The organism is Streptomyces tubbatahanensis (assembly GCF_022699385.1).
GTDB lineage: Bacteria > Actinomycetota > Actinomycetes > Streptomycetales > Streptomycetaceae > Streptomyces > Streptomyces diacarni.
Window position 1 is genome coordinate 7,079,943 of sequence record NZ_CP093846.1, and the last position, 24,006, is coordinate 7,103,948.

The following is a 24,006-nucleotide window of genomic DNA, read 5'->3' on the forward strand; positions in this document are numbered from 1 at the left end:
CGGGCCAGGGGGCCGGATATCGGCGGGCTACGGCGGCCAGGCGGCCACCGCGGCGAGGGCAGGCCGAAGTCAGTCTCCCTCGTGCGGCATGGGTGCCGGTTCGGCCTCCTTCATGCGGCGGTCGGTCCAGTGATCCTGAACGTCACGCTGGTCGTGCTGAACCTCGGAGGTCGAGGTTCCGCCCCCGGGTTCTGGCGGTGAGGCGGGGGGCTCGGACGCGTCCTGACGGAGCGCGACGACGGTGGCCACAGCCGCAGCGACGCCTGCGGTGACGACGAGGACGCGGATGCCGGAGCGCTTCATGGGCGGCCTCCTTGGCGAGTGCGGAGCCGTACGGGAACGGCGCTCACCCCGCCACGCTACTGGCTGTGCGGCGGGGTGAACACCGATCAGCTGGACGTCAGGTGGCGGATCCCTGGTCGTCGAACATCTGCTTGACGCTGTCGCCGAAGTAGGAACTCCTGTTCACACCGGCGGAGTCGATGGTGCTCATCACCCCGTTGGTCTGGCCAAGACCCGACGACTGGTCGAACTCGCGCATCCACGGGCCGCCGCTGGAGCCGCCGCCGAAGTCACAGCCGAGCGCCAGCTTGCCGCCCGAGTCCGCGGTGCGGCCCTCGCAGTACCACTGAACCTGGCCGTTGTCCTTGTTGCCCGGGTAGCCGTTGATCGTGATGTCCTGCTCCCGCGAGTAGTTCCAGCTCAGCCCGTTGCCGCCGGTGCGGTTGACCAGTTTGTCGCTGCCCTGGGGCCAGGTCGTCACCATGGCGACGTCCCAGTTCAGGTCGCCGTCGTTGATCCAGCCGTTGAAGGCTCGCAACTCCTTGGCGACGAAGGTGCCATAGGGCTTGTCACCGTTGCGGAACTGGGGGACGTACGCCCAGTTCTCCATCCAGTCACCGCCGTTGCCCTCGTGCACGCAGTGGCCCGCCGTGATCGCCATCTGCTTCGAATCACTGTTGAGTGCGCTCGCCGAGCAGACGTAGTCCTTGCCGTCACTCGGCTTGGTGAAGAAGACCTTGCCGGCGACGGAGGTCTCGGTGATCTTCGTGCGCACCTCGCCCGAGGGGGGCGCGGCCGGGGTGGACCCGGGCGGGCCACTGGGTTGCTCCGCGGTGCCCGAGGATCTCTTGGCGCCAGCATCCTCCGGCGTCAACGGTATGGCGTTCCGCATGCGTTCGGGTGTCCAGTACTCCTCCACGTCCTCGGCGGCGCGGAGGGTCCCGATCCGGGCGCCGTCGTCCGCGCGCGCGGTGGAGACGCTGGTCGAGCCGGCGTCCTGCGTCGCTTCCGGCTGGGCGGAGGCGGGCCCGATGGTCGCGAGGGCGACGACGGCGGCTACCGGCAGGGAGAGCAAAACGGGTCGAATGAGGCGCACTTGTGTTCACCTTTCGAAGTCAGGTTCACTCTGTGGCGCGCAACACGCTAAGTTCGCGGGGCCCGCTTGCGGAAGAGCGCCTGGCCCGGGCTGCGAGACGACCACCCCCTGTACGGGATCCCGGCCAGCGGCACGACAGCGCGGCGGAACTCGCAGCGGCCCTGCGGCGACTGGGCCATGCGCCGCTCGCCTCCGCGGACGCACCGCCCGAGCGGGGTCAGGCCGACCCGTCGACCGAGCGGGGTCAGGCCGATCCGCCGCCCGAGCGGGGTCAGGCCGACCCGCCGCCCGTCCGCGCCACGCTCCACGGACCGGGCGGGGGCGACCTCGGCGCACGCCGGACCGCGACTGTCACCATGGCCGGGGCGCTGACCTGCCTGCCGCTCCTGGTGTACATGTTCTTCCAGGCCGCCACCTACTTCTCGAACATCGGCGCATCGACCCCATCGACCCAGCTGCTCGTCGCGAACCTGCTGTTGGGCCTGGCCGAAGCGGCCGCGTTCGGCACTGCTGCCGGGCTCCTGCTGCGTCGCAGCCCTCCGTCCGTCCATGGCTCGATGGTGCCGCGACAGGCAGGCGGTGCCGAGCGAGTCGGTCCCGGCGGGGACCGTCGTACCCGCCTTGCTGACCCTGCTCATGGCGCCCGTCGTCCCCGTCTCCGCCGGTCAGGCCGTTGACGCGGGCGCGTCGACGTACGAGGCGGGGATGCTGCAGACGGTGTTCTTCTCGCTCCTCGCGGCAATGCCGGCCGTCGGCGCGGTCCTGGTCCTCGTCCGGAATCGGGCCGGCCGCGCGCTCGTGGCCACGCCCGCCCGCGGCGACGGTCTTCTTGGCGGCCTTGCGCTGGGTGTGCAGGGCGTCGGCAGTGACGACCGCCCCGCGCAGGTCGAGGCGGGTCAGCAGCGGGGCAAGGGCCGGGATCTCGTTGCTCTTGGCGGCCACCTGGTACTGGCGATGACGGTCTGGCTGCCGTGCAATGCGGCGGCCAGCAAGTGCACGGTGGTCTGGCCCTCGGTGTGCGAGCCGCGCACCGTCTTGCCGTCCACGGCCAGCCCGACCAGGGCGTCGTCTGCGACGGGATCGGCGGCACGGCGGGCGAGCCAGGCGCCGACGTCGTCGTCGAGGGCGTCCCCGTCGAGCGGGCCAGCAGCCGGCCCAGGGTGACAGGCGTTGGGCACCGCGCCGGTCAGCCCGAGTCCGGCCCGGACCTGCGGGTCGGCGTCGGCGGCCCACCGGGCGATCTGCGCGAGCGAGCGGACGCCGCCCCAGCACCGCGGTCAGGCACAGGGCCGGCAGGGCGCCGAGGCGGTAGCGGCGTCCGCGCACCCGGCGCGGGTCGGGCACGGCGGCCAGTACGTCGGCGAGCGAGGCCACTTCGTGCGGTCCCAGGGTCGGGCAAGGGGCGGTGGGGAACTCGCAGTGGCGCGCGAGGACGTTGATCAGGGCGGATGGCACGCGGACGCGACTTCAGGCCGATCCTCGGTCTCAGCAACCTTGATCATTCGGTATGGCGTCTCTTGCTTCCACTTCGGCAAATCGCCCGCCGGCAGCAGAGTAGACGGGCCGTCATGTCCCACCGACTGAGAACTCATCACCCCTGCCACCACGGCCGAACATGCGTGAAACTCTGATAGATGCCCCTGTGCAGTGCGTTTCGGAAGAGAACGAAAACGCTGGCAGCGTCGCGACCTGGAAGGCAATTCTGAAGGTGCAAGGTTGGTCCACTTCACAGGGGATGAAAATGCAGATGAATCGCTCCGTCTTCATGACCGGGACGGCCGCCCTGTTCGCCGCAGGGCTCCTCGCTGCGACCCCGTCCATCGCTACGGCCGGGGACGATGCCGGCTCGCCCGGCGCGGGATCGGTCGCCGCACGGACGGCGGCTGGATCCGCGCACGGCTCGGACTACTCCATCCAGGGCACGTGCGGCGACGACTACGACATCGACGTCGGGCCGCCCAGCGGCATCCGGGCCCGGGCCGGCGGTTCCCTCTGGTGCAGCAAGGGGAAGATCCACTTCGACGGCTGGGTCAAGGACGTCCGGGCGGACGGCAAGTGCGCCCAGGTCTACGGAAACGTCGGTAACAAGTCCTTCTCCACGTCCGTCTGCGGAAAGGGCGACAAGAAGGAGACGCACCCCGCCGGAAAGGGGTCGACCGCGCACATCTATCTGCGCACCTTCAAGTCGGGTAGCTGAGGGACCCTTTGAGGCCGTTGGCCGGGCGCACGGTGAATTCCGTGAGCCCGGCCTCGTCCTTTCTCATCAAGAGCAGACACGCAGCCCGACGAAGCACTATGCAGGACTGCCCCGGAGCGTCTGGCCACGGATGAGGGGAGGGCTGAGTAGTGCCCCCACGCGCGCGGCCGAGAAGTGGCAGTTTGTTACTCGCTGCTGCTGGTTCTCTGGTACGTCTTGCCGAGCCTGACAGGGCGCAGCATGCTCCACGCCTCCGCATGTGCGCTGGAGCGCGCTCCAACTCCTGGGTTCCGGGGCATGCGTTACATCAAATTCGGAACGACCGGGCTGGAGGTCTCCGCCATCGTCCTCGGCTGCGTGCGCTTCGGCGAGCCGGGCCGGGGCGGCGAGCCCTGGTCGCTGGGCGCGGACGCCAGCCGGGAGATCATCAAGCAGGCACTCGAAGGGGGCGTCGACTTCCTCGACACGGCCAATGGGTACAGCGCCGGAAGCAGCGAGGAGATCGTCGGCCAGGCGGTCAAGGACTTCACCCGGCGCGAGGAGGTCGTTCTCTCCACCACGAGATCGCGGGCAAGCGGGGGCTGCCCCGGCCCAGGTCGCCCTGGCCTGGGTCATGCGCAATCCAGCGGTGACCTCGCCCATCGTCGGGGTCACCAAGCCGGCCCAGATGGCCGACGCGGTCGCTGCGGTGGACGTCGAACTCGACGAAGAAGAGGCTGCCTGCCTGGAGGAGCCCTACTGGCCGCACGAAACCGCCGACCTGGAGGAGTCCTTCTACAAGTCGCCCCCTGCGGCGGCCTCCCGGTAGTCCGGGCTACCTCCGGGCCTTCGACGAGTCCTCGGCCCGGTATTCACAGCCAGGTCACGGTGCACCTTGACGCAGGCGACGACTCCACGGTCACCCGCTCCGGGAAGCCTGGGCCAGCCAACGCTGGGCCGCACGGCTAGCCCGTCGACCATGACGCCTTCCCCTCTACCGGCGGAATCCCTTACTGCGTGTACGGACGAGGACCGGGGCCGCGGGCGTGACAGCCCGTACGGTATGGCGGCGGCCATAAGGGCGTGCACTTCCAAGACGGCGGCCGCCGCGCCGGCAGCCTGGTAGAGGTGCGGTGCGCGGACGTGGAGCACCTGGAGGCCGAGCTGTACCAGCCGTGCCCGTGCCCCGGACAGCTCGTGCGTCCCAGTGGTGGCCGCCCGTTCCACTTGGCGGATGCGCCGCTTGATGCGACGGCAGCTGTGCGCGTGCGTTCTGGTTGGTGCGAGGGGGAGGCCGTCAGTCGCCGGTCACCGGCCGGTCGACGCGGTAGAGGTAGTGGGCCGGGGCATCGACCGGATTGTCCGGCTCCAAGTCCCCGGTCGCCACACGGCGTAGCCCCGCCCTTTCGAGCGCCCGCCACGAAGGGCGATTGGCCGCCACCACCGGGACGAGAACGCACGGTGCGGCCGGGTGCGCGGCCCAGGTCCGCGCGAGGACGGAGCGGATCACCGCTGTCCCGATGCCTTGACCGGTCTGGCGGGGATCGCCGATCAGGTAGTCGATGGTCATCGCCTCGTCAGGTACGGGGACGATGCCCGCCAGCTCGGCCAGGTACTCGGGGTAGTCGAGCAGGCGCGCACGCTGGACGAGACCGACGGGACGGTCTTCGAGGAAAGCGAGGAGGTCCTCCGAGGGCTCCTCGCCTCGGGCGGCGGGGCCGAAGTCGCGTGCTACCGCTTCCGCCGTGGTCTCATGATTCCACCACCGCTTCACATGGGGTTGCCGGAGCCACATCCGCAGCAGAGGAAAGTCCCGTTCCCCGACCCGACGCCATGTGATCTCCATGAGAACCTCTCCGGTCATGCCTCAATCCCTCGCAGACTACGTGCTGCACGGACAGGAGGACGGCTCCTCATCTGGGTTTCCGGCGGAGTGTGGGGTCTCCGGCGGGATGGGGCCGGTGGGGTCAGACGGTCTGGCCGCCGTCGACGACGAGGGCGGTGCGGGTGGTGAAGGCGGCGTCGGTGGAGCACAGCCAGAGCACGGAGGAGGCGATCTCCTCGGGCTCGCCGAGGCGGCCGACGGGTTCGTCGGCGACCAGCCCTTCGCGTCCGCCGGGGCAGGTGTCGCCGAAGCGGCGGGTCATCTCGGTGTCGATGATGCCGGGGCAGACGGCGTTGACGCGGATGCCCTGGGCTGCGTGGTCGAGGGCGGCGGAGCGGGTGAAGCCGGTGATCCCGTGCTTTGCGGCGGCGTAGGCGGCCTGGACCTTGAAGCCCATGAAGCCCATGAAGCCCTTGACGCCGGCGCCGGAGGAGACATTGACGATCGCGCCGCCGCCGTCCTGCTGGAGCATCTGCCGGATCTGGGCGCGCGTGCACAGGAACGCGCCGGTGAGGCTGACACCGAGGATGCGGTCCCAGTCGTCCTTGGCGGTGTCGGCGGCCGGCTGGACGGGCTGCTCGACGCCGGCGTTGTTGGAGGCCGCGTCCAGGCTTCCGAAGCGTGCGATGGTCCGGTCGACCGCAGCCTGGACATCCTCTTCGCTGGTGACGTCGCAAATGAGGACGAGGGTTTCGCCGCCGCCGGCCTCGATGAGGTGGGCGGTCTCGCGCAGCCCCTCGGCGGACAGGTCGGCGAGGGCGACCCGTGCGGCTCCCATCGGAAAGTGGGCCGTCGAGGAGGGGCCCGAGGGCCGGGCCGGTGCCGTGAGGGCACCCGGCGCGTGGCACCTGTGGCCTGGGTGAACGCCCAAGCCCCCTCCCCGGTCCGGGGTCCCGCCCCCCGGTCCGGGGCCCCGCCCCCCGAACCGGGCCACGGCGCAGTGCACCGCCTCGGACCGCGTGCCCGACGCGGCCGGGAGGGTCGTGCGGCTCCGACCAACCCCCGCGCGAGATCACTTACCGCTGTAGACGGGGAACGCGCTGTGTTCGCCGTAGTCCACAGCGCGCAGGCCCCGCAGGGCGTCCATGTCCTCGTCGGAGATCTCGAAGTCGACCCCGGCGTTGGCGCGCATGTGCGCGGGGTTGGCCGTCTTGGGCAGCGACACAGTGCCCAGCTGCAGGGTGTAGCGGATGCACAGCTGCGGGACGGACACGCCGTACTTCTCTGCCATCGCCTGGACCTCGGCGTTCTGCAGGATCGCTCCGTGCGCGATCGGCGAGTACGCCTCGACGAGGATCTGCTTGCCCTCGCAGTAGTCCAGGAGCTGTGAGGGGGTGTTGCCGGCGTGGACGAGCAGTTGGTTCACGTGCGGCACAACGGTCGCGCCCCGCAGGATGTTCTCAAGGTCCTGCTGCTGGAAGTTGGACACCCCGATGGAGCGGATCTTGCCGACCTGATGCGCTTCTTCCAGCGCGCGCCACGCTTCGCGGTTGCCCTCGGCGTAGTCGCCGCCGCGGAAGTCGTCCCACGGCTGCGGGCTGTGGATGAGCATCAGGTCGATGTACTCGATCCCGAGCTTCTCCAATGACTCGTCGATCGCGTCGACCGCCTGGTCGTGGTCCTTGATCTCCGCGGCGAGCTTGGTCGAGACGAACAGCTCGTCGCGGGGTACGCCGGCGGTGCGCACGCCTTCGCCGACGCCGCGCTCATTGCCGTAGGCCTGGGCGGTGTCGATGTTGCGGTAGCCGATCTGCACGGCCGCGCGGACCGCCTCAGCCGCCTGGTCGTCGTCGATGAACCAGGTGCCGAGCCCCAGCTTGGGAATCTCGACGCCGCCTGCCAGGGTGTAGGTCTCGTCCAGGATGGTCATGCGCTTGCTCCGTTCCTCGGCAGCTCGCCGTACACCTCGTCGGTGACGGGCTCGAGCCACTCGTTGCTGACGTCTCCGCCCGGGGTGATGAAGGCGACGTGGGACAACCACGACAGTCATGTCGTTCTTTCCTTCTGCTTCACCCAGCCCTGTGGACTCCACCGGGCGGCAGTGGCGGCATGGGTCCAGCCGTAAGGCTGAGCAGGCTTCCTCGTGGTTGACGCAGGCCCTGTGCTCGGCGTCGTAGCGATCGCTGCTGACGCCGATCAGCTGGGCGAGGCCGTCGAGGCTCGCGACTCCTTCCGCGGACAGCGTGACAGCCGTCGCGGCCATTCTTCTGGATTCGGCCTGTCGGCGAGTGCCGGGGATCAGCGCGATCCCCGGCTGCTGCACGAGCAGCCGGGCCAGGTGGTGGCGAGGACGTCCTTCCGTCGTCTGCGCACGGGCCAAACCGCGCTCCTGGCTGGACGGGCGAAGCCGAACTCCCGTGCTGCGTTCCTGGCGTCCATGCGTTCCACGCTAAGACGTGCGACTGCTGGGAGGGATGCCCTGCCAGTACGTCCTCCACCGGGGACCCGCTCGCCCGGCAGGTGAGCGCCGTGCGGTCCCGCGTCGGCCTCCGGATCCGGTGCGGGACGGCGGAAGGGCACCGTACGATCCCGCCTCCGCCTCCGCCTCCGCCTCCGCCTGCGCCTGCGCGTCCGGGTCCGGTGCGGCGGCGGGTGCGGTGCGGCGGCGGGTGTGGGTGAAGGCGGGTTCACGGTCGCGGCCGACGAGGTGGACGACCGGGGCAAGAAGCCGTCGGCCGCGCCCGAGGCGTGCCGCCGATGTCCACGCCTCCTCTGCATGCGGGAACGGTCCGATGCCTCCGCCGCATGCGGGAACGGTCCGGCCGGCCTCGCCTGCGACGGGATCCGAGTACGAGGCCGGGGAAGCGCTACGCCGGCCAGGCGCGGGCCGCGTGACGGGCCGCGTCCAAGAGCTGGGTCCGGTCGGCGCCCTCGCGGGCCCGGGCAGCCATGCCGGTCAGTACGGTGTCGATGAACGCGGCCACGCCGTCGGCTTCGGCGACGGACGTGAGTTCTCCCTCGGCGGCGGCCCGGCGCAGCCGTGCCCGGGACATGTCGCGTGTCCTGCCGCGCCGCTCGGTGAGCCGCGGTTCACCCGTGACGAGGCACCCAGGGGGCTGTCCGGGCGCCGTGAAGTGCTCGGCCGACGACCGCAGCAGGCGTTCGACCGCCTGCCGTGCCGTGGGTGCCGACAGGTCGCGCTCCAGGACCTCGTCCAGGTGCTCGGTGTAGAGCGCGCACGCCTTCTCGAACAGGGCGTTCTTGTCGCCGAAGGCCGCGTACAGGCTCGGTGCGGCGATCCCCGCCTCCGCGCACACCTGCGCGACGCTCACTCCGTCGTATCCCCGCTCCCAGAACGCGCGCACCGCCATCCGGAGCACCAACACCATCAACGCCACGCTGGCCGGACCTCAAGGCGTTCGCCGACCAGGTGGCCTCCGAAGAGGACTCCGCCGTGGTCGTCCCCCAGTCGGCCAACCCCGAGTTCTTCTCGGCTCACGCGGACTTCGAGTGGTCTTTCGATCCGAGCACCCTCATAGCTCTGACCGACCCCGAGGCCGACCCTGCCCCCAACCCGCTTCAGCAGCTCAACGAGCGGCTGCGTACCCTGCCTCAGGTGACCCTCGCGAAGCTGCGCGGTTACGCCCGCGCGGGCGGCGTCGAGCTGGCGATGGCCGCGGACATGCGCTTCGCCGCCGCGGACCTGACCTGGCTGTCCCAACCGGAGTCGCTGATGGGCATCTTCCCGGCGGAGGCGGCCCCCAGTACCTCAACCGGCTGGTCGGCCGGGCCCGCGCCCTGGAGATCGTGCTGGGGGTCGAACCGTTCGACACCTCCGGCCGCGAAGGAGGCACTGGGCGTCGCCGAGGCGAGCGGCCCCGTGCCGCAGCTGAAGGAAGAGGCCGCCGCCCACGCGAAGGTCTACCCTTCCCCGGACGACCCGCCCCGCCTCACATCGAAAACGTCATGTTCACGACACCTCATGAGGGAATGCACTGCCTGCGGCAGCAGGCCAATTCAAGACTTACCCTTCGAGTGATTCCGCTTTAAAGTCGACGGCGCCGCTTCGCTTCCCTTGTGGCGACGTGAGGGAAGGCGGAATTCTCAGCGACGAGGTGAGGCGAGGCGAGGCGGCATTCTCGGCGAACAGGGGAGGAGGGAAATGGAGAACGGTAGCCGGGAGAAGGCGATGCGCTTTCTGAGGTATCTGGCGTCCTCGCGTTCTGACGTGGTACGCACGAGGTGCATCGAAGACGCCACCGCGCCACCGTCTGACAGAACGACGGGAAAGGCGATCAGATGAGGAGCGATGTCATGCCGGAAGTAGCTTCCGGTGGGTGGCGGTCGTGAGGTCCGTCAAGGTGAGGGAAGGAACCATCGCCGTGCCGGGCGGTGAGGTCTGGTACCGCCGGATGGGACGCGGTGGCGTGCCGCTGCTGCTCGTTCACGGTGGGCCGGGGTATCCGAGCGATGTGCTGTTCGAGGCGTTCGAACCGCTGGCTGCGGAGCGCGAGGTCGTCTGGTACGACCAGCTCGGGGTGGGGCGCTCCGGCCCGATCGAACCGTCGCTGCTGACGGTCGACCGCTTTCTCGACGAACTCGCGGCGGTTATCGCGGGCCTCGCCCTCGAACGCCCGCACGTGTATGGGCACTCCTGGGGAGCGATGCTCGGCCTCCAGTTCGCCGCGGAGCGCAGGCCGGACTGGTCGAGTCTCGTCTGTGCCAATGGCCCGGCCAGCGTTCCACGATTCGAAAAGGAGGTCCGGGAATTGATGGGCCGGCTTCCTGGGAACGTGCTCGACCGGACCTACGGCCGTGAACTCAGGGGAGAAACGGACGACCCCGACTACGGGGCTGCGCAAGAGGAGTACATGCGCGCGTGTGTGGTGCGCACCGCCCCGGTGGAACTCGATCCGCAACTCATGAGCCTGACGACGTTCCGGACGATGATCGGGCATGCCGACTACCACGTGACCGGAACGCTCAAGGACTGGGACATCTTCGACCGGCTGGGACATATCCAGGTTCCGACACTCGTCCTCGGGGGCGAGTTCGATGAATGCATCCCCACGCACCTGGCCGACATCGCCGCACGCATCCCAGGAGCCGAGCATGTGACACACGCGGGCGCGGCCCACATGGGTTTCCTCGAGAAGGAACCACTACGTCTGGAGTACGTCGAAATCATCCGGGACCATCTGGCACGGATCGAAGCCTGAGCGTGTGCTCCGGCCGCACATGAGCCCGGGCCCTGCCCACACGACACGAATTTCCTGGAGAAGGGTCCCACCTCTGCCGGCGTGAGGAAGCAGGCCACGGCCAAGCTTCCCCCGTTCTTGACGCGCCGCCAGCGGGTCGGTCAGGCCCTCGTATGCCGCGGCCACCAACTCGCCGAAGTTGCTCGCCCCGACCGACAACCCGGCAACCGGTTGCAGGCTCACCCGCCACCCGGCGGAAAACCAGGTCAGACACCGAAATCCTGTTGGAGCACTAGGTTCTGTCCGGCGGATCATGTGACCCTCTGACTGGTCGCTCGTTGGTCCGGACATGGGGCGGGGGGATCTGACGAATCACGAGTGGTCGTTGCTGGAACCGCACCTGCCGCCTCTGGGCTGCCGGGGCGGCCGGTGGAACGATCACCGCACCGTGGTCAACGGGATCCTGTTCCGGATCCGAACCGGTGTCCCGTGGCGTGATCTGCCGGAACGCTACGGCTCGTGGAAGACCGTCTATGAACGGCATCGCCGCTGGTCGGCGGACGGCACCTGGAACCGGATCCTGCATTCGGTCCAGGCCGATGCCGACCTGGCGGGGCGGGTCGACTGGTCGACGGTCGGGGTCGACTCGACGTCCTGCCGAGCGCATCAGCACGCGGCTGGCGCCCGCAAGGCCAAGCCGCGGGTCCCGAAAAAAGGACGACGCCCCGGCACCACCGCCCCGACGAGGGACTCGGACGGTCCCGGGGCGGCCTGACCTGCAAGATCCATCTCGCCGGCGAAGGCGGCTGCCGCCCCATGTCCCTCCTGCTCACGCCGGGACAGTGGGGCGACGCATCGCAGATGATCGAGGTCCTGGACCGGATCCGAGTTCCCCGGCCACTGGGCGGAAGGCCCCGGACCCGGCCGGACCACGTCAGCGGCGACAAGGCATACAGCTCTCGCCGAAACCGCCGCTACCTGCGAAGACGCGACATCCGGCACACGATCCCGGAACCGAAGGACCAGCGGGCCAACCGCCGCCGCAGGGGCAGCAACGGGGGCAGGCCCGCCGGCTTCGACCGCGACCGCTATCGGCGACGCAACGAGGTCGAGCGGACCATCAACCGGCTGAAGAACTCCCGCGCGGTCGCGACGCGTTACGTCAAGAGGGCCTACGTCTTCCACGGCACCGTCACCGCCGCAGCGATCCGACTCTGGCTCCGTCAGTGATCCGCCGGACAGAACCTAGGCGGTGTCGAGCGCTGAGAGCCGCCGGGTGATCCGGTCGAACAGCTCCGTCAGCGGCTCGCCGACGTCCCGGCCGAACTCGGTCAGCCCGTACGTGACCTGCGGCGGCGTCGTCGGCTCGACCTTCCGCCAGACCAGGCCGTCCTCGACCAGTACGCGCAGGGTCTGGGCCAGCATCTTCTCGCTGATGCCCTGGATGCTCTCGCGCAGCTCGTAGAACCGGAGGTCGTTGCGCCGCAGGGAGATCAGTACCCAGACGCCCCACCTGCTGGTCACGTGGTCGACCATGTCGCGCGCCAGGCAGTCGGTGTGAAGCACGTCATACCGCTCGCCGGTCTCGACCCGTCTACGCTGCACACCTTCTGTCATGTCATGAGCTTACCTCCAGGTATGCCCTTACGGGAAGTTAGCTTTCGCTCCTAGCGTGGACGCCCTCAGAGCACATCCGACAAGGAGCTGATCATGATCGTGGTGACCGGTGCGACCGGGAACATCGGCCGACCGCTGACGCGGGCGCTGGCGGAGGCGGGCGAGCAGGTGACGGCGGTTTCCCGCCACCCGGCGGCGGTGCCGGACGGTGTCCGCCACCAGGTGGCCGACCTCGCCGAGCCGGCCGGCCTGCGGCCCGCGCTGGCGGGGGCGAAGTCGCTGTTCCTGCTGCTCTCCGGCGATCTGCACGCCGTCGGTGCCAACCCCGCCGACATCATCGGCGAGGCCGCGGACAGCGGGGTCCGCCGCATCGTCCTGCTCTCCACGCTCGGCGTGGTGACCAGGCCCTTCGGAGCGACGCGGATCGCGATGCGCGCGCTGGAGGACACGGTGCGGGAGTCCGGCCTGGAGTGGGCCCTGCTGCGACCGGGTGGCTTCGCCTCCAACGCCCTGTGGTGGGCCGAGTCCGTCCGCGCGCGACGGGCCGTAGGGGCGCCCTTCGGAGACGTCGGAGTGCCGGTCGTTGACCCGGCGGACATCGCCGCGGTGGCGGCGGCCTGCCTGTTGGAGGACCGCTACACCGGCGGCGCGTACGAGCTGACCGGCCCCGAGGTGATCACTCCGCGCGGGCAGACGGAGGCTCTCGCGGCAGCGCTGGGCTCGCCCGTGGCGTTCCACGAGCTGACCCGCGACGAGGCCAGGGCCGCCATGGCCCAGAGCATGCCGGAGGAACTCGCCGACGACACCCTGGACATCCTCGGCAACCCGAGCCCGGCCGAGCTGCGTGTCAGCCCGGACGTCGAGCGCGTCCTCGGCCGCGCCCCGCGCTCCTTCGCCGACTGGGCCGCCCGCAACGTCACCGCGTTCCGCTAAGACCGGCGGCGCTGGGCAAGTCCTGGTACTGCAACGATGTCTGTGTTGATTGCCGGCCGGTTTGCAAGAACCACACCAACGACTGACCTGGCCAGCAGTCACAGCAGGCACCGTCGCAGTACCAGGTGACCACGCACCAATGGGCCGAGCGGCGTCCACGCGTCGCGCAGCACCCGCACGTCGACCACCGGCCTGTTGGCGCAGCGCGGCATCGACACCGTCCTCGTCATGGGCACATGCACGAACTACTCCGGCGTACTGCTCGACGGGAGTCTCCGAGCCAGGGGGTGTGTGTTCCGCCCGGCGGGGTTCATCCGCGTTGTGGGACGGCCCCGGCTGCCGTGCTGGCGCGCCGACTCAGCGGGGGAGTTGGAGGTCGGTGCAGCCGCGTGCGTCTGCGGTGGTCTTGGCGTAGGCGGCCAGTGCATTACGCACGAAAGCGGGTGAGGGGTTTGCGCTCATGGGTTTGTCGGTGCGGTCGTTGAGTACGGACCACGCGGTGAAGAGGGCTCGTTGGGGGCTGCCGGGGCAGTCGGCGGTGGCCCATGCGTAGGAGTGCTCTTCCTTGTCGAAGCCGGACTCGCTGTGGATAGGGGAGGAGCCCGCGGCTTGCTGGTAGCTCTTCGCGTACGGCCCGAAGGTGGCCGACAGCCGGTACCCGGGCTCTTCTTCGGAGGTGGAGAGGAAGCAGTCGGACAGAGGGGACGTCGTTGTCGGCAGGGGTTTCCTGGGCGCGGGCGATCCTGCTGTGCTGTTCCTTGCGGGAGAGGCCTCGAACGGCTGAGCAGCTTCCGCGAGCCTCGGTGAGGGGGACGGAGTGGTCGAGGGGACCCTCGGCTACCTTCTCTGGGCGGTGTTGCTGCGCGGTGGGGCAGCCGTACTTGTCGGCGGCCTTGGCCGCGGTCCCGGTGGTGAAGCGGGCGAGGCTGGTGCGGACGTGGCTGTCGTTGTGCCGCGCGTCGCGTCCGAGGTCGGCGGTGACCAGCAGCGACGACTTCCCTTCCGCCTTCTTGCCGTCTGGGCAGGCGAGAGCCACGGTGGCGTGGAAGTCGTCTCCGACGGCGGAGACGGCCCCGGGCCAGCCCTTGCCGATCGGGGCCACCGTGCCTGTTTCCTGCCAGGTGTCGGCGCGGCCTTGGGGGAGGGCTTCCTTGTGGGCGTCTTTGGACCAGCGCACGTCGACGCGCAGTGCGGGCTGCGTCTGATCGGAGCCCCGCACGAGGCAGTGCGTCAGGGCGTCTCTTGTCCGCGAGTCCTGTTGGACGTCCTCGGCGAATACGCGTTCGCCCCCGAGAGTGTCGCGGACGTCGTCGTCGCCGGCGAGGACACCGTCGCAGGCGTCCCTCATCGACAGACTGTCCCGCCAGTCGGTGAAGGCACCGGTCGCCCAGCCACCGCCGACCGCGAGGAGGACGACTGCGAGGGTGATGGCGAGCAGCAGGTTCCTGCGTCGGTGGTTCAACTCTCGGGTCTTTCTTCGGAGGAGGGGCGGGCATGGCCCCGGGAAGGCTGCTTCCTCGGCGTCGCGATGAGGTACCTGTTCGCCCGGGCCGAGGGTAGACCGCGAAAGTCGCCTGATGGCATCGCAGCACGGTGTGCGCCGCGCCAGAATCGCCTTCTCCGACTTCGCCGCCAGGCAGCGGAAATCCACAAGAGAAGCAGTCCGGCCCTACAAGGCGATGACCGACTTGCACGACGGCGATCTCATCGGGTTGTCCCCCCGGCGGACGAAGAGCGGCCAGATCTGACAGGTGCTGCCGGGGTCTGGACGGTCACGAGGATCCGGCCGTCGGCGAACGACCCCAGCGCACACGCGGCGGCTGTGGTGCGCACCCGCACCGTACTGGCCTGGACGTCATCCACTGGACTCCGCCCCCGGCTTGCCCTGGTCTCGTGGGGTTCAGGCGTGGGAGCTGATGAGGCCGCCGGTGGTGAGGACGATGGATATGCCGTTGGCGTCGAGGCCGGCGTCGTGGCCGTTGGCGTCGATGGTGCCCATGACGCCGTCGTTTCCGATGATCTGGGCGCGGTAGTGGTTCTCGCTCTGTTTGGTGACCTTGGCCTTCCAGTCGCCTTCGAGGTTGAAGGTGCCGGGCCCCTGCTGGCCGGCGTCCATCCACGAGGAGATGTGACCGCCCGGGGTGAGGGTGACGAACATGCCGTTGCCGTCCATCCCGGCATCGCGTCCGTCGGCGTCCAGTGTGGCGATGACGGCACCGTCGCTGACGATCTCGGCGCGGTAGTGCTGGGCACCGAGCTTGGAGATCTTGGCCTTGCTCCCGTCGACCAGCGTCTGGGTGCGCGCCGCAGAAGCGCTCTTGGACGTGAGGGAGTCGCTCTCGTGCTGCGCCTGGGACTGCGCGCTGGTGCCGGCCTTGTGGGAGCCGGACGCATCGCTGTCACTGCTCTGGCAGGCGGTCACAGAGAACGCCGCGGCGGCGGCCACCGCCACCAGAGTGGCGGAACGGACGGTGCGGCGGGTGCGACGGGTTGTCATGGCGGGAATCCCCAAAAGTCTCAAGGTACGGCGCCGGTCCCTGTCGTGACCGGGGCCGTCCGGGTCTGCTGTTGGCTACACAAGGTGAGATGGCAGTGAGGCGGATCTTGTTCACCGACTTGTGTCCGCACTTGGTAACAGCGAGATGGCCGCCTGCCGCAACTGCCCACGACCCTGATGTGGCACCCCGCCTACCGGAGTGTGGGCGCCAGCGAGATCTTCACCGCGCTGGACGACTACATGTGGAAGCTCACCGACAAGTGGGCGACCCGCGCTTACCCGAACAAGCCACGGCGCTGGGTCACGGGCCCGGTACTACGGACGTTCAACAAGTCCCGGCAGGATCAGTGGGTGTTCGGCGACGACAGCGGCGCTCCAGCGACGGATCGCCGCTGCCGGGGTTTCTGCGGCACTGCATGCCCGCGAGCTTCCTGGGCTTGCTTGAGCCGAGCCGCGGGGAAAGCCCGCACGGCCGGTTCTGAGGGGGGACCGCCGCAGCGGTGCGGCGGTCCTGCCCGACCAGAGCGCCAAGCAGGAATGCGGCCTGGACAACCAAGTGCGCCGCTACCCCGGCTGGCACCGCCACATGACCGAGGCCGGGCCTCCCTCGCCAGGGCCGCCCACGCCTGCCTGACCGTCCTGCGAGCCCGGGAGCTGGATGCCGGGAAAGCAGTCGAACACATCCTGCACTGGTCGACCTGGCGCCGACGACGACAGCACCAGACCCGCGCCAGTCACTACGAAAGACGCGGACACATCCCCTGACCTGGCCACCAGTCACGGCAAGCACCGTCGCGGTACTAGGCATGGACCATCGCGGCCAGCTTGACGCGTGACGATATGTCGAGCTTGCGGTAGATGCTGCGCAGGTGGTAGTTGACCGTGTGGTGCGAGAGCGACATCTGCTCAGCTGCCTGGCGGTTCGTCATGCCCGTGGCGACCAGGCGGGCGATGGTGCGTTCCGTCTCCGTCAGGGCCGCCCAGCCTTGCACCGGGCGGTCGGCACACTTCCAGTGGCGCTTGCACACACCCCGTTCCCGCAGGCTGTGCCGGACCCGGGCGGCGTCCCGCGGTGCTCCGGACCGAACGTAGGCGCCGATGGCCCGCTCCAGATGGTGTACGGCCGTGTTCCGGTCGTCGCACAGGCCGGCCAGGTCCTCCTGGGCCTGGGCCCGGGACCAGGGGTCCTGGTGCAGGTCCGCCGCGCGCCGGAGCGCCGCGGTGTCGCCCCGCAGCAGCCCCCGCGTGTGTTCGGCCGCCGCGCCGAGCACCTGCCTGCCCGGGTTGTTCCGGGCCAGGAACCCCGCGGCGGCCGACGCCTCGGCGGCGAACTCCGGTAACTTGGCGGCCAGCGCTGTGCGCACCAGCCACGGAGCCGTGTACGGGGCGTACAGCAGCAGCCCGTACGGGCTGACCCCTTCGGACAGCCGCCGTTCGGCCATCCGCACGGCGGTCCTGGGCCCCTGGCGCGCCTCGGTGACCAGCAGCGCGGCCCACAGCACGGACGGGGTCGTCCAGCTGGAGCGGTGCCCGGTCAGCGCCGCGTCGAGGAACTCGGCCTGCCGCACCGCGGCCGGTATGTCCACCCGGCGCAGCGAGGCGACCGCCAGCACCGCGCGGGCGAGCGGCGCGAGCGCGCCGGTCCCGTACTGCCGGCTCAGGTCGAGGGCCGCCTCGGCCGCCGCCCCGGCGGCCGCCACCTTTCCCTGTTCGAGACGGAGCAGCGCGCGCAGGCTCCCGGTCATCGCGCGCCACCCTCGGCCGCCGCTCGCATCGGCCCGGGCCTCGGCTTCGCGCAGTTCGGCTTCCGCCTCGGCGAATTCGCGCAGGCTCACCAGGTACTGGACGCGGGCTGCTCCGGCGAAGGTCGCGGCCACCCGGTCGCCCCAGGACGGTGCGGGGCCCCTCGCGCTGCTCTCGCGCAGCATCTCGAGCGACTCCGCGACCCGTCCCTCGCACCAGAAGCGGTGGCTGCCTGCCACGTCGGGACCGGCACACCGGGCCCGGTCCGCATCCTTGCCGTTGTCCCTGCCGTCCGCCGCAGGCCACGGCTCCTGGCGGGCGCTGCCCCACGGGGAGGAACAGCAGTCCAGAAGCAGGGTGGTCTCGCGGGGGACCCGGGACCTGCCGGCCCGGCTCAGCACCTGCCGGGCCTGTGCGGCGGCCGCCGCCAGGTCGCCGCCGCACAGGTGCACGGCTCCCAGCCGGGCGTGGAGCAGACTCGCCGAGGCGGGTCCCAGCGGGCGCTTGAGCGCCTCGTCCAGAGAGTGGACCGCCTCTGACAGCAGTCCGCGGACCGCCAGCCCGGCGGCCTTGATCCGCACGAGCCGGACCAGGCCGTCCTCCTCCGGCAGCGGCAGCCGCAGTGCCTGCGCGGCGAGGTCCGAGGCGGCGACGGGATCGTTCCTGGCCCGGCGGGCGACTGCCTCGGGCAGGCTCAAGGCGGCCCTGCGGTCCCCGCTCTCGGCCGCCCGCAGCAGGTACTCGGCGCTGAGCGCGTCCGCGCCGCCGCAGGCCAGCAGCCGATGGCCGACGTCCCGCAGGATCGCGCCGCGGACCGGGCGGGGAACGGTCTCCCGTACCGCCTGCCACACCAGGAGGTCCTTGAAGGCCGGCAGCGAGCACTCCTCGGTCAGCACGCCCGCTTCCCGCGCCTCCCGGATGGCGGGCAGCAGGGTCAGCGGACTGTGGCCGAGAACGGCCGAGAGGGCTTCCAGATCGAAGGACTGCCCCAGGACGGAAGCGATGTCGAGCATCCGGCGGGTGCTGTCGGACACGCCGGTGAGCCGCCCGGAGGCGAGCGCGCGGGCCTGTGGGGGGAGCACACCCCAGCGGTGCGGCCGCGCGGTGCCGTCCGGCGCGGTGTCCACACCGGCCTCCAGCAAGCCGGTCAGCACGTGCATCAACAGGGCCGGAACGCCGCCGGCGTAACTGCAGACCTCCATGATCTCCGGCCCGGGGGGCCTCCCCAGCACCTCGGCCGCAAGTCGCTCGATCGCCTCCCGGGGCAGCGGCAGCAGCCGGCAGCAGAGCACGGCCAGGCTCTGGTCGTCGAGCCGGTGCCCCTGCTCGCCGTCCCAGGTCGTGCCCGGTTCGGCGGCCAGTGCGGCGGCCGGTTCCGGGACATCGTCCGGGCAGGCCAGTACGACCACCAGGGGGCGGGCCGAGCGCACCTCGGCCCGGCGGACGATCCGCATGGCGGACTCGACCGAACGGCACCAGTCCACGTCGTCGAGGGCGACCACGACCGCTCCCTGCGGGCTTCCGCCCGGCGCGTGGAAGTCGATCCAGTCGTGCCATCGGGCGACGAACTCCGCCAACGGCTCCTCGCGCAGTTCGTCCAGGAGGTACCGGAGCGAGACCCCGGACAGTCCGGCGCCGTTCAGCTGCACGACCTCCAGCCCCGATCCGGCCGCGAGCCGGGACGCCGAGGCCAGGAAGCTGGACTTGCCCGTGCCCCGGCCGCCGGTGACGACCAGCAGTCCGGTACCCGGTCCGTTCGCTCTGGCCAGCAGCGTTCTGACCAGCCCCAGCTCTCTGCCCCGCCCGTACAGACCGGCCATCATGACCTCCTCGCGTCGCGCGCGGTGCCCGGGGCCCGGGGTCCGGGAGCCCCGGACGTTCCGGGCCGGGCGGCCCGGCCTCGGTGCAGGATGCCGAGTTCTCCGGTACCCCGCCAGGGAGCACGAGCGGGATTCGGTCAGCTCCGTGACCGGGGTGCCGGTCTGGCGAATCCGAACAGCAGGACGGCCGGCACCAGGCCGACGAGCACCGCGTTGGTCGCGGCGCCCGCTCCCGTGAGGATGTCCACATAGCGGACCAGGACGACCGTCACGCCCGTCATGAGCACCAGCGACACGAGCGCCACCACGAGGACGGGCCGCCTCCGGGGCAGCCCCGGGGTGCGCCAGAAGAACACCGCGATCGCCAGTGCCGTGATCGCCTGGAGGAGTATCACGCCGATGATGCCCGGGGTGTTCAGCCAGATCAGCATCGTCCGGTACGGGTCGCTGCCCGCTGCCGCGAAACCCGTGATCACGACGGCGGACAGCAGGCTCTGGCACACTCCGGCCGCCGACGGCGACCGGTGCCGCGGCTGCACCCGGGAGAGCGCACCGGGCAGCAGCCCCTGCACCGCCAGGGAGTGGATGTAGCGGTTCACCATGTTGTGGAAGGCCAGCGCGGAGGCGAGCACGCTGGTGATGATGAGGACCTTCATCACGTCCGCGATCCACGCGCCGACGTAGCGCTCGGCGGCGATGTAGTACATGTCCCGGGTGTTGTGCGCCGACACGGAGACCGTCTGGACCGGGCCGAACGCCTGGACGATGCTCCACACCACGAAGGTGTAGAAGGTGCCGAGGAAGACCAGCGCCGCGAGGGTCGCCCGGGGCACCGACCGGTCGGGATCGCGGGCCTCGGCCCGGAAGATGGCGGTGGACTCGAAACCGAGGAAGGAGCCGAAACACACCGTCAGCGCGGCGGCCATGCCCCCGGTCCATATGTGCGCGGGGCGGAACGAGTCCCAGGACAGGCCCTGCTCTCCGCCCTGGACCACGATGGCCCCGGCCACCAGGGCCAGCACCACGGCCTCGACGGCCAGGAGCACCCCGAGCACCCGGGCGCCGATCTCGACCCCCCGGTACCCCAAGAACCACACCAGGACGACGCCCGACAGCGCGGGGATCGCCCAGTGCACCCCCGCGCCGGTCAGCGCACGCAGGACCGGGCCGACGGAGCTGCCCAGAATCGCGTAGCCGCTGATCTGGATGCCGTTGTACGCCAGCAGGGCCAGCAGCCCGGCGCCCGCACCGGCCCGCCGCCCCAGCCCCCGCTCCACATAGGCGTAGAAGGCGCCGGGGCGGCTGACGTACTTGGTCATCGCGACGAATGCCACGGCGAACACGGCCATCACCGCCGCTGCCCCGAGATAGCCCGCGGGGGCGCCGATGCCCCCGAGCATGATGCTCAGCGGTGCGACGCCGGCCATCACGGTCAGGGGCGCGGCTGCGGACAGCACCATGAGAGTGATTCCGGACGCGCCGAGGGCCCCCTGCCGCAGCTGCTGTTGCCGAGCCTGGCCGGGTCGCGCGGAGCTGACGTCACCCATGGGCGGGGCACCGGGCCTTTCGTCGGAGGCGGGCGGGGGTGGGCGGCGCCGGTGGGGCGGGACCGCGCCGGTGTCCGTGAGCGGGGGAGCGCGGGGGAGTGCACGGATCAGATCAGCGGTACCACCAGGTTCCCCCTCAGGAATCCGCACAGCGCGTCGGCGTCCCAGCCGCCCATCCAGAAGGCGACCCCCCAGGGCGCTTCGGTGTCCGGGCGCAGCCGCTCGGGCAGCGGGGCGTGGAGGACCGGCGGGCCGTGCAGCGGGAAGGCGAACTCCTCCACGGCCGTCAGGTTGACGACCCGTTCGTCGGAGGGGTTCCGCAGCGCGATATCCAGTTCCCGCACGCGCTTGTCCAAAGCCGCCCGCCGCGCCGGAGGGATGCCGGGCTGCCGCAGCTCGGCGGCCAGCCGGGCACGGCGCTCGGCGCGGTCGGCCAGCGGGTCGCGGATGCCGGTCGCGGAGGCGACCAGCGCGGCGTCCGTTCGGAAGCCGCTCGCTCCGTACTCCTGGAGCAGCTGCTGCGGCAGCCGGTGCACATCCGTTTGCCGGGCGGGCCGCTCCTGCCGGTCCTGGGCCCTCCGGGACATGGCCATGGACCGCTCCAGGCGGGGGCGTCCGTCGGCGCCGCCCACCCGGAGCCGGAACGGCACGATCGGCTCCCGCCCCGCCGTGGTCAGGACGAAGTTGCGGTTCTCGAACCGCGGGCGGTCCAGCAGCTCCACCCGCCCGCCCACCAGCTCCGTCACCTGGCCGGCCCCGTGGACGGCGCGGGTCACGTGCACGCCGACCCGGGGCGCGTGGCTGCGTACCGTGCCCGGCGGAGGATCGTTCAGCACGATCACCCGGTCCAGGTCCGGCTCCCCGGCCAGCGCGAAGGTGCTGCCGCTGGCACCCCGGGGCTCGTCCGTGGGGTCGGGGTCGGTGGCCAGCCGGCACATGAACCAGCCGCCGAACTCGATGCGCAGGGCACGCTGCCCGCTCACGGCCGGACCGCTTCCCCGGCGAACGAACGCGACATCCGCGCCACGTCCTTGGCCAACAGGTCCGTACGGTGCTGGAGGCGGTCGGGCACGTGTGCGGTCCGCATCCGGCGGGCGAGCCGCCGGCTGCGGACGGCGAGGCCTGCCAGGCGCTCGGCGAACACCTGGTGGGCCACCCGCGCTTCGGGGATCAGCGCGAGCCCCCGCCGGAACGCGAACGGCGGACCAGCGCTCGCCGGCGGATTCCCGGCGCGGGCCGGCAGCTCGCTCAGTACCTCTCCCAGCGGACGCACGAACATCGTCATCAGGGGGAAGAACGCCACCCGCTGGATGCGCCGCCGCTCTGCGGGCGCTTCGTCCACCCGGCTGTAGAACCGCAGCAGCATGAGCACCAACAGGCCGTAGCCGTCGTCGAACAGCTCCGCCGCTTCGCGGGCCAGCGGCTCACTGATCAGTGCGGTGCCCTCGGCGTCGGGTACGGGCCGCACCACGGGGTTGCGGAGCAGGGGACGGGCCGGTACGAAGGTGCGGCCGGTGCGGGCGGCGGTGGCCAGCTCGGCGTCGAGTTCGGCACGTATGCGCAGCAGCCGGTGGTAGTGCGAGCCCTCCCGGTCCTCCTCGGCGCCCTCACCCTGCTCGACGATCAGGTCGATGGCCCGCAGCGCGGAAGCCCGGTCGTCGATCACGAAGGGCTCGACCCCGTACCCCACCGTCACGTCCTCGTCGAGCACGCCCTCGGGGTCGATGACGGCGGCCGAGTCGACCTGCCGGTACCGCGAGCCGATGAACAGCTCCTTCTCCTCCAGCGCCAGGACGGCGGCGCGGATCCGGCCGTACAGCTCGCCCACCGTCCGCGGCCCTCGTCCGCCCACCGTCCCCGGCCCTCGTCCGGCCGGCTCCGCGGCCTCCGGGCCGCTCCGCGCGCCCGGCTCCGGGGCCGGACGCGGTGCGGACGGCCGCTCGTAGTCGAGGAACCGCTCCAGCGACGTGGCCGAGAACGGCTCAAGCGCCGCGACCGTGCCCAGCGGGTAGTAGCGCTCGGGTTGCGGGAAGTTGGGCCGGCGCAGATGCGCGGCGCCGCCGACGGCGGCCAGCAGATTCAGCGCCAGCCCCAGATGGAGCATCTCCTCGCGGGCCAGCAGCAGCAGCTGGCCCTTCCACTCGCGCACCAGCTCGGCCTGCACCTCGTCGATACCGCCTTCCTCCGGACGGGTCTTGAGGGAGAAGGCCGCGTACAGGTAGTGCAGACACAGCGAGTGCTCCAGTTCGGCCACCTCGCACAGCCCCTCGGTGAGCCGGACCCGGCCGGCCCCCGTACCGCCGCCGGTCACCATCCCGTCCGCCCCGCCCGCGCGAGCCACCGGGGGGAGACGGCCGAGAGATCCGGCAGTACCGCGTGCGCGCTGGAGTGGTCCAGGAACCGGGTCGTGGGAGTGGGCACCGCGACCACGGTCACCCCGGCGGCCCGCGCCGCCGCCACCCCGCTGAGCGAGTCCTCGAACGCCACACACGCCCCGGCGGGGACATCCAGCCGGTGCAGGGCCTCCCGGTACACCGCCGGATCCGGCTTCCTGGCCGGTACGTCGTCCGCGGTGACCACCGCCGTGAAGTGCCGCGACAGCCCGTAGCGCGTCAGCCAGCGCCGTACCCAGGCGCCGTCCGCCGCCGAGGCGATGCCGAGCGGCAGCCCGGCCGAGCGCAGCCCCTCCACGGTCTCCGGCACGGCAGGCAGCAGCCGCACGTACTCCTCGGTGAGGTACTCCTCCCACAGTTCGCCGAGCCGCCGGCGCAGTTGCGCGCGGCCCGGCGGGGCCGCGCCGGCGGCGGACCGTACCGCCAGCAGGCGCTCGAACAGGCACTCGTAGCCGGTGGGCCGCCCGCACACCTGCTCCGCCCACCAGCCCCGCGGCAACTCCCCGCCGCCGTACTCGCGGTACAGGGCGCGGCACGCGAGCAGATCGGGACGGACCGAGTCGACGATGACCCCGTCGAAGTCGAAGATCACCGCGGCGACCGGTGCCGCGGGCCGCTCAGAGTCGTGTTCGGTCGGCACGGTGCAGGCCCCCCATCCGTCTTTGTCCAGCGCTCCCGAGGTCCGGCCCGGGCGTACGGGCCCGGCGTACCGGCCCCGGCGTACCGGTCTCGGCCTACCGGGCCGGGCACGGACGCCACCGCGACTCGGCCCGGCCCCACTGTGCCGCCCCTGGCCGGGTGCCACACCGCCCGATCGCTCACCGCGTACGGACGGATCACCGGCCCGCGGGCCGACCGGACCGGGCCCGCGACGGCGCA

Annotated in this window: 23 protein-coding genes and 3 pseudogenes; 11 read left to right on the plus strand and 15 right to left on the minus strand. The window is 71.0% G+C overall.

Annotation, left to right across the window (positions count from 1 at the left end):
• Window positions 1-69 precede the first annotated feature (69 nt).
• Both MMF93_RS30365 and MMF93_RS30370 read right to left on the minus strand, forming a co-directional pair.
• Entirely contained in the window at window positions 70-303 is a 234-nt protein-coding gene (locus MMF93_RS30365) for a hypothetical protein (RefSeq protein WP_242756366.1), read from the minus strand.
• 97 nt (window positions 304-400) lie between these two features.
• Window positions 401-1,378 (minus strand): trypsin-like serine peptidase, encoded by a 978-nt coding sequence (locus MMF93_RS30370; protein ID WP_242756367.1) that lies wholly within the window; start codon window positions 1,376-1,378, stop codon window positions 401-403.
• A gap of 621 nt (window positions 1,379-1,999) precedes the next feature.
• Between MMF93_RS30370 and MMF93_RS30375 the strand changes: the two genes are divergently transcribed.
• The 5 genes and pseudogenes from MMF93_RS30375 to MMF93_RS30390 all read left to right on the plus strand — a co-directional run.
• On the plus strand, window positions 2,000-2,542 hold the full coding sequence (locus tag MMF93_RS30375) for a hypothetical protein (protein ID WP_242756368.1): 543 nt from the start codon (window positions 2,000-2,002) through the stop codon (window positions 2,540-2,542).
• Between the two features lie 583 nt (window positions 2,543-3,125).
• Window positions 3,126-3,575, plus strand: coding sequence for a hypothetical protein (locus MMF93_RS30380; RefSeq protein ID WP_242756369.1), 450 nt, complete (start codon window positions 3,126-3,128; stop codon window positions 3,573-3,575).
• 297 nt (window positions 3,576-3,872) lie between these two features.
• Window positions 3,873-4,073 (plus strand): annotated as a pseudogene (locus MMF93_RS33780) (aldo/keto reductase); the annotation flags it as partial.
• Window positions 4,074-4,203: 130 nt separating this feature from the next.
• Window positions 4,204-4,383 (plus strand): hypothetical protein, encoded by a 180-nt coding sequence (locus MMF93_RS33785; protein WP_423835554.1) that lies wholly within the window; start codon window positions 4,204-4,206, stop codon window positions 4,381-4,383.
• Between the two features lie 254 nt (window positions 4,384-4,637).
• Window positions 4,638-4,721: pseudogene (locus MMF93_RS30390) on the plus strand (telomere-protecting terminal protein Tpg); the annotation flags it as partial.
• Window positions 4,722-4,851: 130 nt separating this feature from the next.
• Here MMF93_RS30390 and MMF93_RS30395 read toward each other — a convergent pair.
• The 4 genes from MMF93_RS30395 to MMF93_RS30410 form a co-directional block, all read right to left on the minus strand.
• A complete protein-coding gene (locus MMF93_RS30395) occupies window positions 4,852-5,418 on the minus strand; it encodes a GNAT family N-acetyltransferase (protein WP_242756370.1) in 567 nt (188 codons plus the stop codon).
• A gap of 103 nt (window positions 5,419-5,521) precedes the next feature.
• The gene (locus tag MMF93_RS30400; RefSeq protein WP_242756371.1) at window positions 5,522-6,217 is read right to left on the minus strand and encodes an SDR family oxidoreductase; all 696 of its coding nucleotides are present in this window, start codon (window positions 6,215-6,217) and stop codon (window positions 5,522-5,524) included.
• A 234-nt stretch (window positions 6,218-6,451) separates the two neighbouring features.
• Window positions 6,452-7,309, minus strand: a complete 858-nt coding sequence (locus tag MMF93_RS30405) for an aldo/keto reductase (RefSeq protein ID WP_242756372.1) — start codon at window positions 7,307-7,309, stop codon at window positions 6,452-6,454.
• 937 nt (window positions 7,310-8,246) lie between these two features.
• Complete coding sequence (locus MMF93_RS30410; protein WP_242756373.1) at window positions 8,247-8,768, minus strand: TetR/AcrR family transcriptional regulator; 522 nt, start codon at window positions 8,766-8,768, stop codon at window positions 8,247-8,249.
• Between the two features lie 41 nt (window positions 8,769-8,809).
• Between MMF93_RS30410 and MMF93_RS30415 the strand changes: the two genes are divergently transcribed.
• The 3 genes from MMF93_RS30415 to MMF93_RS30425 all read left to right on the plus strand — a co-directional run bounded on the left by MMF93_RS30415 (window position 8,810) and on the right by MMF93_RS30425 (window position 11,807).
• Complete coding sequence (locus tag MMF93_RS30415) at window positions 8,810-9,418, plus strand: enoyl-CoA hydratase/isomerase family protein (RefSeq protein ID WP_242756374.1); 609 nt, start codon at window positions 8,810-8,812, stop codon at window positions 9,416-9,418.
• Window positions 9,419-9,716: 298 nt separating this feature from the next.
• Window positions 9,717-10,598: a proline iminopeptidase-family hydrolase gene (locus MMF93_RS30420; RefSeq protein WP_242756375.1), complete on the plus strand. Its 882-nt coding sequence runs from the start codon at window positions 9,717-9,719 to the stop codon at window positions 10,596-10,598.
• Between the two features lie 328 nt (window positions 10,599-10,926).
• A protein-coding gene (locus tag MMF93_RS30425) for an IS5 family transposase (protein WP_242756376.1) occupies window positions 10,927-11,807 on the plus strand; the annotation gives its coding sequence in 2 pieces (ribosomal slippage) (window positions 10,927-11,287 and window positions 11,287-11,807; 882 coding nt in all).
• A 15-nt stretch (window positions 11,808-11,822) separates the two neighbouring features.
• Here the strand turns inward: MMF93_RS30425 and MMF93_RS30430 are convergent.
• Window positions 11,823-12,194: a winged helix-turn-helix transcriptional regulator gene (locus MMF93_RS30430; RefSeq protein WP_242756377.1), complete on the minus strand. Its 372-nt coding sequence runs from the start codon at window positions 12,192-12,194 to the stop codon at window positions 11,823-11,825.
• 93 nt (window positions 12,195-12,287) lie between these two features.
• Between MMF93_RS30430 and MMF93_RS30435 the strand changes: the two genes are divergently transcribed.
• Window positions 12,288-13,127, plus strand: coding sequence for an SDR family oxidoreductase (locus MMF93_RS30435; RefSeq protein WP_242756378.1), 840 nt, complete (start codon window positions 12,288-12,290; stop codon window positions 13,125-13,127).
• Window positions 13,128-13,225: 98 nt separating this feature from the next.
• Here the strand turns inward: MMF93_RS30435 and MMF93_RS33455 are convergent, their stop codons facing one another.
• Window positions 13,226-13,357 carry a hypothetical protein gene (locus MMF93_RS33455; RefSeq protein WP_274709521.1) on the minus strand — a complete coding sequence of 44 codons (132 nt, stop codon included), beginning with the start codon at window positions 13,355-13,357 and terminating at the stop codon, window positions 13,226-13,228.
• 197 nt (window positions 13,358-13,554) lie between these two features.
• Window positions 13,555-14,589: a hypothetical protein gene (locus MMF93_RS30440; protein ID WP_242756379.1), complete on the minus strand. Its 1,035-nt coding sequence runs from the start codon at window positions 14,587-14,589 to the stop codon at window positions 13,555-13,557.
• 115 nt (window positions 14,590-14,704) lie between these two features.
• On the opposite strand from MMF93_RS30440, the gene MMF93_RS30445 reads away from it, so the two are divergent.
• Window positions 14,705-14,875, plus strand: coding sequence for a hypothetical protein (locus MMF93_RS30445; protein ID WP_242756380.1), 171 nt, complete (start codon window positions 14,705-14,707; stop codon window positions 14,873-14,875).
• Window positions 14,876-15,027: 152 nt separating this feature from the next.
• On the opposite strand, the gene MMF93_RS30450 is transcribed toward MMF93_RS30445, so the two are convergent.
• Window positions 15,028-15,624 (minus strand): hypothetical protein, encoded by a 597-nt coding sequence (locus MMF93_RS30450; RefSeq protein WP_242756381.1) that lies wholly within the window; start codon window positions 15,622-15,624, stop codon window positions 15,028-15,030.
• Between the two features lie 520 nt (window positions 15,625-16,144).
• Here MMF93_RS30450 and MMF93_RS30460 point away from each other — a divergent pair.
• Window positions 16,145-16,389 (plus strand): annotated as a pseudogene (locus tag MMF93_RS30460) (hypothetical protein); the annotation flags it as partial.
• 35 nt (window positions 16,390-16,424) lie between these two features.
• Here MMF93_RS30460 and MMF93_RS30465 read toward each other — a convergent pair.
• The 5 genes from MMF93_RS30465 to MMF93_RS30485 form a co-directional block, all read right to left on the minus strand.
• Entirely contained in the window at window positions 16,425-19,187 is a 2,763-nt protein-coding gene (locus tag MMF93_RS30465) for a helix-turn-helix transcriptional regulator (protein ID WP_242756382.1), read from the minus strand.
• Between the two features lie 137 nt (window positions 19,188-19,324).
• The gene (locus MMF93_RS30470; protein WP_242756383.1) at window positions 19,325-20,734 is read right to left on the minus strand and encodes an APC family permease; all 1,410 of its coding nucleotides are present in this window, start codon (window positions 20,732-20,734) and stop codon (window positions 19,325-19,327) included.
• Window positions 20,735-20,841: 107 nt separating this feature from the next.
• Window positions 20,842-21,717, minus strand: a complete 876-nt coding sequence (locus MMF93_RS30475; protein WP_242756384.1) for a hypothetical protein — start codon at window positions 21,715-21,717, stop codon at window positions 20,842-20,844.
• A complete protein-coding gene (locus MMF93_RS30480) occupies window positions 21,714-23,075 on the minus strand; it encodes a ferritin-like protein (protein WP_242756385.1) in 1,362 nt (453 codons plus the stop codon). Before MMF93_RS30480 ends, MMF93_RS30475 begins: the two co-directional genes overlap by 4 nt.
• Complete coding sequence (locus MMF93_RS30485; protein WP_242756386.1) at window positions 23,042-23,767, minus strand: HAD family hydrolase; 726 nt, start codon at window positions 23,765-23,767, stop codon at window positions 23,042-23,044. Before MMF93_RS30485 ends, MMF93_RS30480 begins: the two co-directional genes overlap by 34 nt.
• Window positions 23,768-24,006: the final 239 nt, after the last annotated feature.

Excerpts from the sequence above, each read along its gene's own strand:
- MMF93_RS30405 (WP_242756372.1), bottom strand. The coding sequence starts at position 7,309 with ATGACCATCCTGGACGAGACCTACACCCTGGCAGGCGGCGTCGAGATT.
- MMF93_RS30430 (WP_242756377.1), bottom strand. The coding sequence starts at position 12,194 with ATGACAGAAGGTGTGCAGCGTAGACGGGTCGAGACCGGCGAGCGGTAT.
- MMF93_RS30400 (WP_242756371.1), bottom strand. The coding sequence starts at position 6,217 with ATGGGAGCCGCACGGGTCGCCCTCGCCGACCTGTCCGCCGAGGGGCTG.
- MMF93_RS33455 (WP_274709521.1), bottom strand. The coding sequence starts at position 13,357 with ATGACGAGGACGGTGTCGATGCCGCGCTGCGCCAACAGGCCGGTGGTC.
- MMF93_RS30450 (WP_242756381.1), bottom strand. The coding sequence starts at position 15,624 with ATGACAACCCGTCGCACCCGCCGCACCGTCCGTTCCGCCACTCTGGTG.
- MMF93_RS30395 (WP_242756370.1), bottom strand. The coding sequence starts at position 5,418 with ATGACCGGAGAGGTTCTCATGGAGATCACATGGCGTCGGGTCGGGGAA.
- MMF93_RS30445 (WP_242756380.1), top strand. The coding sequence starts at position 14,705 with ATGGCATCGCAGCACGGTGTGCGCCGCGCCAGAATCGCCTTCTCCGAC.
- MMF93_RS30410 (WP_242756373.1), bottom strand. The coding sequence starts at position 8,768 with ATGGTGTTGGTGCTCCGGATGGCGGTGCGCGCGTTCTGGGAGCGGGGA.
- MMF93_RS30470 (WP_242756383.1), bottom strand. The coding sequence starts at position 20,734 with ATGGGTGACGTCAGCTCCGCGCGACCCGGCCAGGCTCGGCAACAGCAG.
- MMF93_RS30435 (WP_242756378.1), top strand. The coding sequence starts at position 12,288 with ATGATCGTGGTGACCGGTGCGACCGGGAACATCGGCCGACCGCTGACG.
- MMF93_RS30365 (WP_242756366.1), bottom strand. The coding sequence starts at position 303 with ATGAAGCGCTCCGGCATCCGCGTCCTCGTCGTCACCGCAGGCGTCGCT.
- MMF93_RS30465 (WP_242756382.1), bottom strand. The coding sequence starts at position 19,187 with ATGGCCGGTCTGTACGGGCGGGGCAGAGAGCTGGGGCTGGTCAGAACG.
- MMF93_RS30380 (WP_242756369.1), top strand. The coding sequence starts at position 3,126 with ATGAATCGCTCCGTCTTCATGACCGGGACGGCCGCCCTGTTCGCCGCA.